At 49.1% G+C, this 14,754-nt stretch carries 8 protein-coding genes; 4 read left to right on the top strand and 4 right to left on the bottom strand.

The features are described 5' to 3' along the window. Positions 1–18: 18 nt before the first annotated feature. The gene (locus tag OL444_RS16710) at positions 19–1,164 is read left to right on the top strand and encodes an MFS transporter (protein ID WP_264731378.1); all 1,146 of its coding nucleotides are present in this window, start codon (positions 19–21) and stop codon (positions 1,162–1,164) included. Positions 1,165–1,191: 27 nt separating this feature from the next. Next, positions 1,192–1,833, top strand: coding sequence for a DAPG hydrolase family protein (locus OL444_RS16715; protein ID WP_264731377.1), 642 nt, complete (start codon positions 1,192–1,194; stop codon positions 1,831–1,833). Positions 1,834–1,891: 58 nt separating this feature from the next. Here the strand turns inward: OL444_RS16715 and OL444_RS16720 are convergent, their stop codons facing one another. Beyond that, positions 1,892–2,278 (bottom strand): winged helix-turn-helix transcriptional regulator, encoded by a 387-nt coding sequence (locus OL444_RS16720; RefSeq protein WP_264731376.1) that lies wholly within the window; start codon positions 2,276–2,278, stop codon positions 1,892–1,894. 197 nt (positions 2,279–2,475) lie between these two features. On the opposite strand from OL444_RS16720, the gene OL444_RS16725 reads away from it, so the two are divergent. Together OL444_RS16725 and OL444_RS16730 are read left to right on the top strand one after the other, a co-directional pair. Continuing rightward, positions 2,476–5,610, top strand: a complete 3,135-nt coding sequence (locus OL444_RS16725; protein WP_264731375.1) for an efflux RND transporter permease subunit — start codon at positions 2,476–2,478, stop codon at positions 5,608–5,610. 206 nt (positions 5,611–5,816) lie between these two features. Beyond that, positions 5,817–6,980, top strand: a complete 1,164-nt coding sequence (locus OL444_RS16730; RefSeq protein ID WP_264731373.1) for a hypothetical protein — start codon at positions 5,817–5,819, stop codon at positions 6,978–6,980. Positions 6,981–7,063: 83 nt separating this feature from the next. On the opposite strand, the gene OL444_RS16735 is transcribed toward OL444_RS16730, so the two are convergent. The 3 genes from OL444_RS16735 to OL444_RS16745 all read right to left on the bottom strand — a co-directional run bounded on the left by OL444_RS16735 (position 7,064) and on the right by OL444_RS16745 (position 14,366). Beyond that, entirely contained in the window at positions 7,064–9,427 is a 2,364-nt protein-coding gene (locus OL444_RS16735; RefSeq protein ID WP_264731372.1) for an ABC transporter permease, read from the bottom strand. Between the two features lie 200 nt (positions 9,428–9,627). Continuing rightward, positions 9,628–11,097, bottom strand: a complete 1,470-nt coding sequence (locus tag OL444_RS16740) for a SusD/RagB family nutrient-binding outer membrane lipoprotein (RefSeq protein WP_264731370.1) — start codon at positions 11,095–11,097, stop codon at positions 9,628–9,630. Positions 11,098–11,108: 11 nt separating this feature from the next. Continuing rightward, a complete protein-coding gene (locus tag OL444_RS16745) occupies positions 11,109–14,366 on the bottom strand; it encodes a SusC/RagA family TonB-linked outer membrane protein (protein ID WP_264731368.1) in 3,258 nt (1,085 codons plus the stop codon). Positions 14,367–14,754: the final 388 nt, after the last annotated feature.

Raw genomic sequence — 14,754 nt, forward strand, 5'->3', positions numbered from 1 at the left:
TATTATTAAAGATTGCTCATGTCTGAACTATCAAAAGCAGGCAGCCTGGCTATTCTGTTAACCAGCTGTCTGACGATTATGGTGGGTACTGCTATTGCCCCTTCTCTCAACATTATAGCACCCCGGTTACATGTAACTACCCTGGCTACCTGGCTGATTACCCTGCCTTCACTGGGCGTGGTATTATGTGCCCCGCTGGCCGGCTGGTGGATCGACCGTAAGGGGCCGCATACCGTGATGAAATGGGGGCTGGCAGCCTATGGACTTTTAGGAGTAGCCCCTGTCTTTTTGCACACGCCGGGGTTGATACTGGCGAACCGGTTGTTGCTGGGAGGGGCTACAGCGGCGGTGATGGCGTCGGGGACAGCGTTGCTGGCGATATTTTTTCAGGGGCAGGCACGCCTCCGGATGCTGGCCATACAAGGGATGGCGATAGAACTGGGTGGGGTGTTGTTCCTCTTGCTGGGCGGCGCGCTGGGGGAAACAGACTGGCGCTTGCCTTTTATGATCTACCTGTTTGCATGGTGTTGTCTGCTGCTCTTTTTGTGTACGGTGCCGGCAGTCCGGGCAACGGCAGCTATCGGAGACGTACCCACGCCGGCATCCCGTAGTATGACCAAACCCGTACGCCTGATTGTGGCGGGCGCCGTCATCGCCATGGGACTTTTCTTTACCGCCATCGTAGGCATACCGGCTTTCCTGTTCAAGGACTTCGGGTATACGGCGTCGCAGACAGGATACTATATGGGCGCGGTTTCCCTGATAGCAGTGCTGGCGGCCGGGCTGTTGACGGGGATGGTAAAGCGGCTAACGGCAACGTATACACTGATAACAGGATTCGGACTGCTGGCATTGGGGCACCTGCTCCTGTACCATGCCTCCAACCTGCCCGGACTGGCCCTGGCAGCTATTTGTCTGGGTGGTGGCTTCGGGTTTACGGTGCCTTTACTGAATCATCTGATGGTAGAGGAAAGCACCGCCGCCAACCGTGGCCGCAACCTGGGATATTATTCTATGGCCATTTTCGGCGGACAGTTCCTGTCTTCTTTTATGGAACTGTTCACCGGTAGCAGCCGGATGGCTTTTCTCGCTGCGGCCATTGCCGGTACCGGAGTTACGTTGTTGTTGCTCCTGAACCAGCGCCGGTATCTCTCACAAAAATGATTTTATTATCTAACTAAAAATAAATGTATGAAACCAGAAGAAGCAAATCAGCTGCTGGAACCAGGTTACCTGCCTTTTGAAGCAGGGTATAAAAGACTCGATAACGGCATTTTGCTGGTAGCTGCCCGCAGCAGTATTATGCAGGTAACCGGGAAGATGATTGACTGGTGGTTCAGCTATGTACAGCACACAGAACAATACAAATGGTGGCACGAAGAAGACCATGTGTTCAGTGACTGGATAGGAGAGCGGGGCACCGGAAAATACATCGGCGGTACCCATATTGCTTACGAAAAACTGGGCGGTGATACCATCCATAAACTGAAAATCAATTTCCTGGACCCAGCGGAATTACTGGATACCAGCCGGTTTGCAGCGAGTGGGGTGAGCACAGCCATACATGCCCGCCTGGGGGAAGCCGGCAAAAAAGGCTGGACTGCGAAAATGGTGCATTTCGTCAGAGATACACCGTATGGATGTGAGATGAGAAGCCGTTTCTGGTTAGGTTGTTTTGAAGACATCGACCTGGCCAATGATTACGATACACGGGTAGCCGTATATCCGGATGAAATTGGCTATGGTTTGCAAAAACATTGTCATGAAGAGATGAGTAACCTGGGTATTTTCCTGCCGGCTTTATATGAGCGGGAAACGGGGTTGAAACGTTGAGGATAGCAGTGATGGTGCATAAAAAAACCGGCATGTTGATGCCGGTTTTTTTATGCATTCAGGAAAGATTTTCTTCCTGAGTGATGGCTACCGTATCTATAGGGGAACAGTGAACACCTTCTTGTTCCAGGTGCTCGTTGCCCCACTGATCCATCATCCGGATGACCGGTATCAGTAATTTACCCCGTTCGGTCAGGTGGTATTCCACGCGCAGCGGGAGTTCATGGTAAACAGTTTTATATACGACGCTACATTCTTCCAGTTCCTTCAGCTGTTGGTTGATAACCCGCCTCGGTGCTTCCGGAATGTGACGGTGTATTTCACTGGGCCGCCGGATGGCGGAATGGATGCAGTCCAGTATACATGGTTTCCATTTGCCTCCTAATACTTTCATCGTCATATTTACGCCATAGTCTAACTGTTCCGGAATTTTTTTTACGTACATATGCCTGTATTTTGGAAAACAAAGATAAGGGATCCCACAAACAGTTAATGTTTGAAATCAGCGATGGTTATATAGGGTGAAATTTATCACTGCGGGAATCTTTATTCCCTTATTGTCTGCGCCCCTGATTAAAAAGACATTTGTGCCCTCAGTCAGTAAACAGACCGGCCAACTGTTTACGTTTTAATAAAATTACTATGTTCAAAAAAATAATTGACCGGCCCGTAACGGCTACGGTAATATCAGTTATCATATTTATACTGGGGGTACTGGCCCTGAAAAGATTACCCATAGAAACTTTTCCGGACATCGCGCCGCCATCAGTAGTCGTATCTGCCCGTTATCCGGGCGCCAATGCGGAAACCGTTGCCCGCGCCGTGGCTACCCCACTGGAGCAGGCCATTAACGGGGTAGAAAACATGACCTATATGTCTTCCGCTTCTTCCAACGATGGTTCCCTGGCGATCTCCATTTTTTTCGCACTGGGTACCAATCCTGATCAGGCTGCGGTAAATGTGCAGAACCGCGTGGCACAGGCAGTGAATCAATTGCCGAAAGAAGTCGTGCAAACAGGGATCATTACCGCCAAACAACAAAATGGTATGTTGATGTCTGTAGAGCTGCACGCAAAAGATCACCGGTACGATGGTGAATTTGTCAGCAACTATGCGCTGATCAATATCATTCCTAAAATTCAAAGAATCAAAGGGGTGGGTAAAGCAGGCCTGTACGGCAGCAAGGACTATGCGATGCGTATCTGGCTCAATCCTGGCCAGCTGGCGGCTTACCGCATGACGCCCCAGGAAGTGATCAACGCCATTAACAACCAGAACCTGGAAGCAGCGCCCGGCCGTTTGGGAGAAGGCAGCGATGTGGCCTATGAGTATGCCATCAAGTATAAAGGCAAACTGAATAAAGAACCTGATTACGAAAACATCGTGGTGCGCGCAGATACCAGTGGGCGCATATTGCGGCTGAAAGATGTGGCCCGGGTGGAACTGGGCTCTCTGGATCACGCATATGCAGATGCCATCACCATTGAAGGCAAACCAGATGCGGCCATCATCATTTACCAGACGCCCGGCTCCAATGCCAACGATATCCAAACGGAGATACTCGCGTTGATGGAAAAGGAAAAAAAGAAATTCCCGGCAGGCATTACCTACGACGTGAGTTTCAGTACTAAAAAATTCCTCGATGAATCCATTGATCAGGTAAAACATACGCTGATAGAGGCGTTTGTACTGGTATTTCTGGTGGTGTTTATCTTCCTGCAGGATTTCCGCTCTACGCTGATTCCGGCGATTGCTGTACCGGTATCGATTGTAGGTACTTTTTTCTTTATGAAACTCTTTGGCTTTACGATCAACCTGCTTACCCTGTTTGCCTTGATTCTGGCCATTGGTATTGTGGTGGATGATGCCATTGTAGTGGTAGAAGCCGTGCATACCCGGCTGGGTAAGAAAGAAGGCGCCCGCAAAGCTACGGTGGGAGCGATGAGTGAAATTACCGGTGCGATCTTTTCGATTACCCTGGTGATGGCGGCGGTATTTTTACCGGTAGGCCTGATGGATGGCCCGGTGGGCGTATTCTATCGCCAGTTTGCTTTTACCCTGGCCATTGCCATTGTGTTATCGGCCTTTAATGCGCTAACACTGAGTCCGGCGTTGTGTGTATTGTTCCTGAAAGAAACGCATGCGGGTAATGAAAAGGGATGGCGCCGGTTTTTCGGTTTGTTCAATGTGGCCTTTGAGGCATTAACCGGCCGTTATATACAGGCGATTCGTTTTCTGGTGAAGCGTAAATGGTGGGCGTTTGGTGGCCTGGCCGTGGTAACAGCCGCCGGTTTTATACTGGCCTATACGGCGCCGAAGGCATTTATTCCTGCAGAAGACCAGAGTAACCTGATTAGCACCGTGAGCCTGCCACCAGGAGCAGGGCTGGAACGTACGCGGCGATTGCTGGCGAAAGCAGATGAGAAAATCCGGAAAATGGACGCCGTAAAATTCAATGCCATTGTGTTGGGAGAGAACCTGATGGCTGCCAGTACTTCGCCTTCTTTTGCTTCTATCTATATTGTACTGAAACCTAAAAAGGAGCGAGGCCCGGTGGCTGATATTGATGCCGTGGTGGATTCCGTAGGCCGCATTTTCAACCAGATATCCGAAGGGAATGCCTTTACTTTCAATATGCCCACAGTACAAGGTTTTGGCGCGGTAGACGGACTGGATGTGGCATTGCAGGATAATACCGGTGGTTCCATTGAGAAGCTGGCAGATCAGGCAGATAAGTTCATCGCAGCACTGCAGCAACGAAAGGAAATTGGCGGCGCCTTTACCTCCTTTAATGCCCGTTTCCCGCAATATCAGCTGGAAGTGGATGAAACAAAAGCCCGGCAGCTGGGGATGGAAGTGAGTGATATCCTCAGCACCATGCAAGCCTTTTATGGCAGTATGTACGCCTCTGATTTTAACCGGTTTGGCAAGTATTACCGGGTGGTAGTACAAGCAGATGCGCCTTATCGCACCGATGAGCGTAGCCTGGATAATGTACACGTGAAAAATGCCTATGGTGAAATGGTGCCGTTGAAATCCGTGGCGCACCTGGAACGGGTATTCGGACCAGAGGTGGTGAATCACCTGAACCAGGCCAACGCGGTTACTATTAGTGTACAGGCCGCGAAAGGCTTTTCTACCGGCGATGCCATGCGGGCCGTGAATGAAACCGCTGAAGCCTTGCCCATCGGGTATTCGCACGAATACATCGGTATGGCGCGTGAAGAAGCGGCGGCAGGCACACAGATGGTATTCATCTTCGGATTATGTATTGTGTTTGTGTATTTCCTGCTGGCTGCGCAATATGAAAGTTATGTACTGCCGCTGGCGGTTATCTTATCGCTGCCTGCCGGTATTTTCGGCGTATTTGCCTTTATCCGGATGATGGGTATTACCAACAATATTTATGTGCAGATAGGATTAATTATGTTGATAGGGTTGCTGGCGAAGAATGCGATCCTGATTGTGGAGTTTGCCGTGCAACGCCGCCGGTCAGGTCAATCATTGATAGCGGCTGCAACAGCAGCGGCTGCGTTGCGCCTGCGGCCTATTCTCATGACTTCCTTCGCCTTCATTGCAGGATTATTGCCGTTGTTGTTTGCGCAGGGAGCTTCCGAGCAGGGCAACCGGTCTATTGCTACGGGTACGGTAGGTGGTATGCTGACGGGTGTAGTATTGGGGGTATTTGTTATCCCGGTATTGTTTGTTGTATTCCAGGCCCTGCATGAAAGATTTTTTGGCAGAAAAGAAAAATTGAAAGAATTGGCAGTCGCCTGATATAGTTATTGATACAGTATAAAATATAGAACGGGGAGCCGGTTTACCGGGTCCCCTTTTTGGGGCGGTATAGAAAACCTGCCGAATATTGTTTATCTTTTCTTGAGAAATACAGCGAACAACGGAATAACCCGCTTATGAACCGAATGCCCTGAAGCGAAGACTGTATTGACAGATGTTAGCCATGCACAAATCAGCTTTAGTATATGACCAATTTTAGAGAAAACAACATGTATCAGCGCACGCTGGACCGGATATTGGAGAACAACCAGCACATAAAGAAAGAGCAGGTAAAAAAAGTATTGATATGGTACGAGGAAATAGATTTTTTTATTGGAGATACCTGTTTGATGTTTGATAAATTCCGGATCTGTAAACTTTTTTTTGGAGAGGATGTCGTGATTGATGTCAATGCTGTGAACAAAAAATACAAGGATTTGTACCAGGTGTTTTTTCAGCATAATCCGAATGTCAGCAATATGTTTCATGCAGAACTGGATGAGGTGGCATTTGAGGAATATGATATCATGATTTGCGTCACCTATGATGAAGATATCCTGCTCCGGACAATGGCCAACAGATGCGGCAACCTCGTGGAGTCCGGCGCTTTTAACCTGGCCGTATTTTCCTTTACCCGGAATATGCTGATCGACCGTAAAGCGTTCCATATCATCTTCCCGGTGTACCAGGAAATATATGATTTCGGGCAACTGCTCCTGGAGCGGCCGCCGGAGTTCTATATCACAGCCGAAGAAAAAGAATGGGCCAACAACTGGCTGCGGGAACAACAGCTGACGGCAGAAGAACAACTGTTTGTGATACTGGATTCTTCCTCCAGCAGAGAGAAACTACTGCGGATAGATGTGTATTTTGACGTGCTGAAAAAGCTGTTGCGGAAAGACAATGTGAAGGTGCTGATCTTCGATGAAAAGAAGGTAGGTAAAGAACATTTTTACCGCGAGTGGCTGAGTGAACGGCAGATGAAAAAAATAATCTTTTCAAGAGGCCAGTCCTTGCGGGAAGGAATCTGTTTGCTGGGATCAGATTATGTGAAACTCATCATGGGCCCTTGTACCGGCCTGGTACACTGTGCATCGGGTATTTATAATAACCGGGTGAGAAATGGCATGCCCCGCGAACAGGCGCCTGTACTCATTACTTATACCGGTCCCTGGGACGCGCAGTTATGGTGGGGCAATGCGCCGCTGGTTAATTGTCTGCTGATGAAAGATACCGGTGCAGTAAAAGAACTGACGTTACTGAGCCAGCTGAGTGACACCGAAAAAAAAGATATCCAAAGCCGTCCGCCCTGTACGGAATATACCGCCGAGATGTTACTGGGGTTTGTCAACAGCCGGTTGGCGAACTAAAACATTATACCTGCTTTATCTCGCGGGCATATTCCCCCCCGCAAATGCGGGGGAAGAATATGCCCGCGAGATATTTTTTACCGCTATTCACTATCCAGGCTTTTCACCGGATTGGCCAGTGCCGCCTGCAACGTTTGCACACTGATAGTCAGCAATGCCAAGGCAGTCATCGCCATACCCGTGCATATAAATACATCTGCCTGCATCGGCATATGATAGGCAAATGCCTGCAACCATCGCGACATCAGCCACCAGGCCAGCGGCAGGGCCAGCAGGATGGAAAGACCTACTGCCTTTAAAAAGTCGGAAGATAACAGTACCACTACCTGCATCACAGAAGCCCCCAGTACTTTCCGGATGCCCACTTCCCGGCGCCGTCTTTCTGCAGTATAGGCGGTAAGGCCCAGTAAACCCAGCAAAGAAATAATTACGGCCAGCCCGGCAAAGTAACCAGACAGCTGCGCCATCCGTCTTTCAGCGATATACTGCGCCTGATACGCAGTATCCAGGAAGGTATAGCTAAAGGCGAAACCTGGATTATACGTTTTGTAAAAAGCTTCCAGCCGCGCTATCACCGCAGGTTCCATGCCGGCAGTGAGTTTTACCAGTATGGTGCCGGTACGGGCATCCAGCTGAAAAAAACAGGGCTTGATAGTTTCATACAAAGATTCAAAATGAAAATCTTTTGTTACGCCGATAATTTCCCGGTTCACACCTGCCCACGAAATGATTTTGCCCACGGGGTCGGATATACCCAATGCCTGAATAGCCGCTTCGTTGAAAATAATCTTGGTGGTATCCGTCCGGAAATCCCCGGAAAACGGCCTGCCCGCGGCCATTTGTATCCCCAGCGTTGGAATCAGGTCGTGATTCACCAGAAACGGCCGGAACTGAATCGTAGCAGCGTGCCCGTTATATTGCCAGGGAATACCCACAGAAGGAGCGCCCTGCACATTACCGGCGATGCTGGAAGCCTGCACGACCCCGGGTATCTTTTTAATGGCTGCGAGGAAGCCATCCAGGTTGGCCGGTATGGTGCCTTCTGCGGCAAAACTGATGACCTGATTTTTGTTGTAACCCGGCGATTTGTGTTGTATATAATCCATCTGCCGGTATACTACCCATACGGCCACTACAAAGGTCACCGACAAGGTAAACTGAAATATCACCAGCCCTTTCCGGGTCCATAAAGCACTGATAGCATTGGGTAACCGGCCTTTCAATACCGCCGTAGTACGCAGGCCGGAGAGATACCAGGCCGGATAACTGCCGCTGATAAGACCCGTTAGTACGGTGATGGCCAGCATCCCCAGCATGGGTGTGGCCGCTGGCTGCAGCGACAACTGTTTGCCGGTAATATGATTGAAGGCGGGCATCAGCAATACAATCAACAGTAAAGCAATGACCAAAGCAAGGAACGACAGTAAAAACGATTCACACAGGTATTGCAGGGCCAGTGTCCATCTGCCCGCGCCCACTGCTTTGCGTACGCCTGTTTCTTTCATGCGGGTGGTAGCCCGGGCGGTATGCAGGTTCATGAAATTGATACCCGCAATAAGGATAATAAACAAGGCTATCAGCACAAACAACCGCACATATACAATCCTTCCGCCGGTTTGCACGCCTTGTACGTACTTGCCATACAGGTAGTTGTCGGCATAACGCTGCAGGAACATTTGCCGGGCAGGCCCCTTGGCCAGCGACGACATATAGCTCCGCAGCTTCTCATTGAAAGCCGGTACGGATACCTGATCGCCCAGCACCAGATAAGTATAGAAAGGCCCACCGGGTGTGATGTTGTGGCTGATGTTCATCAGCTCCCGGAATGCCTCAAAAGACATGACAAAATCCAGTTGAACAGAGGCATTACCAGGCATATCTTTAAATACCCCGCTCACGACACTGTATTTTTTAAACTGATCTATCTGCCAGCCGATGGTTTTACCGGTAACGTTAACAGTTGTATGAAATAAACTGAGCGCCAGCTTTTCAGAAATCACAATGCTATGCTTATCGGCCAATACCTGATTTTTATGACCGGCGATCAGCGGATAGGAGAAGATGTTAAAATAATCCTTGCCGGCAAATACCCCCGGAGATTTCACCAGGCTGTTCCCGGCTGTGAGGGCTACCTGCGGAAACCAGAAAGGAGGCGTACTAACAGCGGCATAGGCTACTTCCGGAAAAATGGCTGGCAGCGTTTCCGCCAGCATGGCGGGTGTTTCCTGCGATGTCACGATACCCTCTCCGGTAGGTTGGTTTTCCATCACCTGGTACAGGCGCCGGTCATTTTCATGGAACCGGTCCATCCGGTATTCATCATATACCCACAGGTATATCAGCAGCGTACAAGCCAGCCCGGTAGACAAGCCCATTAAGTTGATGGCGGTAAACTGCCGGTCTTTTACAAGACGCCGCCAGGCAATGATAAAATAGCTTTTTAACATAGGTCTGCAGCTGGTTGATATATAACAATACCGGCAGCCTGTAAAAGGCTGCCGGTAGCAAGGGCACCAAGAAAATGCCAGATTTTAGCGGGGCTGATAATGAAGGATATGCGTATAGGCGATTCCTTTATTTTGTTCGTTTTCGATACAATACCTGTTCACATCAGTACAATACCAGGCCTCCGGTCTTGAAAAGAATATCAGCGAAGGTCCCAGAAGTGCCTGCCAGCTTTACTGTCGCGGCCTCCGATCGATTGCAGTGCCTGGTCATAGTTCGCTTTGTTCAGCTGTTGTTCTTCTACCGGATATGTCATGCGTGTAGGCACTACCGTTACATCACGGTCCAATGATCCATCTACCGGCGCTATAAACAAAGGCTGCCCGCTGGGCTTTTTGAAATCGAGGCGCAACCGTTCAAACCAGCCCTGCATGCCCTGCATGTACAAGGCCAGCCATTTCTGGGTGCCAATAACATCTTTCCACTGGCCGCCATTGTAGGGTACCCTGGTCAGATACTGGTCTACCGCACTGCCGGTAATGCCCCGGTCTTCCAGCGAAGCCCGGATACCTTTTTTATAGTGTTCTTCTGCAGATCCCGGCAGGATACCTCTGGCCACGGCTTCTGCCAGAATGAATTCCACTTCCGCATAATCCATGTATACGCCGGGTGCGGTGGCTTTTAATACAGCGCTACCGGGTTGCGATACATCTTCCAGCGGAATTTTTTCCCCGTTCTTCTGGTTCAGGCCATAAGGTTTACCGATATACTCGCCGCTGTTTTTGGCAGGAGCGGCATATACAGGTAACCGTGGGTCGTTTATTTCCAGCATAAAGTCTACCATGGTTTTACTCATGCAGAAATCAATACGGGATTTATAGGATTCATTCAGTACGTTATTGTTTGGGGGTGCTTCTATATACCGGAAAATGGCATTGTCGGCATTGGAGGTAAACACGCCATCTGCTACGGCATCCCGGATGGCTTTCTCTACCTGCGTTTTGAGGGCGGGTACATCACTCACCCGCATGGCTACACGCAGTCGCAGTGAATTGGCAAACAGGCGCCATTTATTGACATCCCCATTGTAAATAATATCTGTCTGCGCCGGGAAAGACTTTTTGGTAGGCGCCAGTTTAGTAACCTGTTCCCCCAGTACTTTCAGCAGATCGGTATAGATATCGATGGATTTGTCGTAAGGGCTGTTTGGCCGGTCCAGTCCACCCATGGCGAGCTTATACGGTACATCTTCATAGGTGTCCGTGAGGATCTGAAAGGCCCATACTTTCAGGATTTCAGCAATGGCAATCTGATTCTGTGAATGATCAAAATTTTTCTCCCGATTGATTTTGATGATTTCATTCAGGTCTTTCAGGGTGCCGGCATACAAAACATTCCAGTAGTTACTGTTCTGTATTTCCCGGATCTGGTAGCGGCTTTCATTGGAGTAGGTAGTAGCCGACCAATACTGGGCATAGTGGAGGCCGCCGCGGCCGTTGTTGTATTCATTCCAAAGATTATCCATGCCTTTCTTTTCGGCAGATACCAGCAGGAAGCCGGGATCGGTTATCTTGGGACTGTTGGGATCCGCGTTGATTTCATCAAATTTTTTGGTACAGCTGGTTGCCAGTAATAAACTGCACAACAGCAGGTAATATGCATATATTTTCATAGCCAATTTTTTTAGAAGGAAACAGAGAGGTTAACACCAAAAGAACGTACAGAAGGGAGTACCGCCGCTTCTATACCCTGCACGTTACCGGCGGAAATGGCCAGGTTGGTAGGGTCCAGGTGCGGATTCTCCGTATAGATCAGCCATACGTTTCTGGCGGAAAATGATAACCGCAGTTGCTGCAGCCTTATTCTTTCCACGAAGGATTTCTGGAAGGTATATCCCAGGTTGATTTCTTTCAGATATAAATAGCTGGCATCCCACATATCCAGTTCCTGTATCACATAGCCATTATTGTTATTGAAATGATCATAGGCAGATATCTGTTTGGTGTTTACTTTACCATCTTCGGTATAACCCTCTGCTACCACACCCGTTTCACGGATATCTCCTTCGGCGGTTTCTTCAAACAAGCCGGAAGAACGGCCAAACATGGTAGTGGTGGAGAAGTATTTACCGCCTATCTGGAAGTCGAAATTAAGTCCCAGCGAAAACCCTTTATAGCTCAGGGTACTGGCCAATCCACCGGTGTAATCCGGTAAAGCATTACCCAATACAGATTGTTTATCGGCACGGATATACATCCCATCGGCGCCTACCAGTTTACGTCCCTGTGCATCCCGTTTGATGGCATAACCTACCACGGAGCCATAGGCTTCTCCTTCACGGGCATTTACCGATACGGCAAAGGGGGCATCGGCCAGCAACAGGTTGGTTACCCGGATACCTTTGGCGGCATCTTCATACAGCTTTTCAATCTTGTTACGATTGCGCGCGATGTTAAAGGCAAGGTCCCAGTTGAATCCGCTATTACTACGTATAGGCGAACCAGTTATTGCTATTTCAATACCTTTATTCCGGATCAGGCCTGCATTGATAACGGCGGTTTTGTAACCGGAAGAAGCAGAGATGGTTAATGGAATGATCTGGTCTCTGGACTTTTTATCATAGGCACTTACTTCGATACCTAAGCGGTTCTGGAAGAAACGCAGTTCCAGTCCGGCTTCTACCTCCGTGGTAATTTCGGGTCTGATATTTTCATTATTCAGTTTATCCGGCACCGTTATATTGCCGGTAGGGCCGAAGTTTTCTTCTGCATAATAGGCCAGCAGGGTGCTGTAAGGTACCGTACCTTTACCTACCTGTGCCCAGCCCAGTCTTAATTTACCGAAAGACAGCCAGGAAGAGCTTTTCAGTTTACCCAGTTCTGAAAATATCAGGGAGCCGGAAACAGAGGGGAAGAAGTAGGAGTTGTGGGCTGCAGGTAAAGTGCTGGACCACTCATTCCTGCCGGTTGCATCTAAGTAGGCAAAGCCGCGGTAGCCGAGGGATGCGCTGGCAAATACGCCATTTTCCCGCAGCCGTTCTTCGCGGTTATATACTTTGGCTGGTTGCCGGGAGTTGGCAAGGTTGTACCAGCCATCTATATTCAGTCCGTCTTTACTTTCTCCGCCATTCAGCCGGATGGTATTTTCCCGGCGGTTGATACCAGCAAAAGCAGACAGGGAGAAGTCTTTCCCGAAAGTATTGTTATAGTTGATACGGCCTTCGTAGTTGTTCTCCCTGACAAAACGGGTGGCCTCACTATAGGACGGAATGCCCTGCGATCCGATGGCTACGCGTTCCTGGCGGCTGTCGGTATAAAAATCGGTCATGAATTTACCGGAGACGGTCAGCTGTTCCGTAATTTTGAAATTGATGCCGGCGCTTCCATATACGCGATCCCGGCGATCGGTTTGAAAGTTTTTATACCGGGTCCAGTAAGGGTTGTCGGAGTATTTGGGAGAAGGATCATTCCAGGCGGCCCGGTTCCAGGTTTTTTGAGAGCCATCGAAAGGATAATAGTAGTCTTTCAGTTTCTCCATATCCCAGTCGCGGTGGCCGTATTCTGAAAAGGTTTGCATAATATTTCTGCCATGATAGCCGGTGCCGGGTCTGCCCTTTGCCTGCGTACCGGTGTAGTTGGCGTTGATAAAGGCTTCCAGCCGGGGTGCTATCTGGTAGCTGCCGTTGAAGCTGATGGTATTCCGTTTGATGCTGGAATTGGGCAATACGAATTTCTGATCCATATTGGTATAGGCAAGCCGGAAAGCGCCTTTTTCATTGGCGCCGGAAACCGCGATGTTGTTGGTGAGCGTAAGACCGGTTTCAAAGAAGCTGCGGTTGTTGTTGGGATGTGCTTCCCAGGGGGCTGTTACGCCAAAATCGGGATTTTGTTTATCGGCATCCCATGACCACCAATGCCGTACGGGTTTGCCGTCGAACTTTGGTCCCCAGGATACATCCGGTTCGGTGTTGGGAACCAGGTCATAGGGGCCTTTGCCATCGTTATCGTCATAGGTGGCTTTCCCATCTTTAAATGCTTCCGGATGTTCACGCAGATAGAGGGTATCGAAATCATAACCGCCTCCGTATTTATTCTGGTATCTGGGCATGATATATACTTTTTCTATCTGTGCCCCGAAGTTATAGGTAACACCTAAGCCTTTACTGGCGCCTGCTTTCGACTTCTTGGTGGTAATAACAATAACGCCGTTGGAACCGCGGGTACCATATAAGGCAGATGCGGCGGCGCCTTTCAGTACAGACAGGGATTCGATATCACTGGGGTTGATATCCTGAATGGCATTACCATAGTCGTAGCCTCCGCGGCCGCGTTCCTGGGTAAGACCGCTTTCGTCGTCCTTACCAGTAAAATTGCTGTTATCCATGGGTACACCATCCACCACAAAAAGCGGATTGTTGTTACCATAAATAGAGTTGATACCACGTACGGTGATTCTGGCAGAACCACCCATGTTGCCGGAAGTACCGGTGACCTGTATCCCTGCTATTTTTCCGCTGAGTGAATTAACGAAGTTGGCATCTTTCGTCTGATTGAGTTCGGCGCCTTTTATTTCCTGCACGGAGTAACCCAGTGATTTTTTTTCCCGCTTTACGTTGAGTGCCGTCACCACTACTTCCTGCAGGTTTTTATCATCAATGGTGAGAGAGATGGTGAGGTTGCCGCTGGTACCGATGGGTACTTCCCGCGAAAGATAGCCTACACTTCGGACTACCAGGACGCTACCGCCTGCGGGCAGCGATAATTTAAAATGACCTTCCTGGTCGGTAGTCGTTCCTGAGGTAGTACCTTTTACCTGCACGGTGGCAAAGGGAAGGGGGGAGTTGTTGTCGCCCGTTACTTTTCCGGTGAGTTGCCGCTGCTGGGCAAGCGCCAGACTGACCATTGCCATAAGCATGACAAATAAGCATAACTTTTTTTTCATGGTGAAACAGATTTTGGTTGAGAAATAAAAAAAGAGATCAGGAGGGTATATAGCAATACAAGTCCGGTATTACATTTTGCATAAGTGTGTACGACGAATGTTATTCGCGTACAGCTGTTACACAAAGTGCAATACGTTATTGCTGCTAATGAATTCTCCTTTAATTACCTGGGTCTGGAATTACGATTGTTCTGGTGCTTTCGGTGCATCAGCATACTATATAACCGGATAGATAACAACCGATGATCGTGTTGTTAGGTGGGGAAATACAGTGGTGGGCCGATGTAGCCTGGGTTATCTGGGTTTGTTTGATTGTTGTATGGTTATTCTTTTTTGGTTTTTTTGAGATGAATAAATGTTTGATTGGGCATTGGGTTCGTCTACAGTG

This window comes from Chitinophaga nivalis (assembly GCF_025989125.1).
In the GTDB taxonomy this organism is placed as follows: Bacteria; Bacteroidota; Bacteroidia; order Chitinophagales; family Chitinophagaceae; genus Chitinophaga; species Chitinophaga nivalis.

Coding starts and splice junctions, on each gene's coding strand:
- OL444_RS16735 (WP_264731372.1), bottom strand. CDS start 9,427: ATGTTAAAAAGCTATTTTATCATTGCCTGGCGGCGTCTTGTAAAAGAC.
- OL444_RS16725 (WP_264731375.1), top strand. CDS start 2,476: ATGTTCAAAAAAATAATTGACCGGCCCGTAACGGCTACGGTAATATCA.
- OL444_RS16730 (WP_264731373.1), top strand. CDS start 5,817: ATGACCAATTTTAGAGAAAACAACATGTATCAGCGCACGCTGGACCGG.
- OL444_RS16720 (WP_264731376.1), bottom strand. CDS start 2,278: ATGTACGTAAAAAAAATTCCGGAACAGTTAGACTATGGCGTAAATATG.
- OL444_RS16710 (WP_264731378.1), top strand. CDS start 19: ATGTCTGAACTATCAAAAGCAGGCAGCCTGGCTATTCTGTTAACCAGC.
- OL444_RS16740 (WP_264731370.1), bottom strand. CDS start 11,097: ATGAAAATATATGCATATTACCTGCTGTTGTGCAGTTTATTACTGGCA.
- OL444_RS16715 (WP_264731377.1), top strand. CDS start 1,192: ATGAAACCAGAAGAAGCAAATCAGCTGCTGGAACCAGGTTACCTGCCT.
- OL444_RS16745 (WP_264731368.1), bottom strand. CDS start 14,366: ATGAAAAAAAAGTTATGCTTATTTGTCATGCTTATGGCAATGGTCAGT.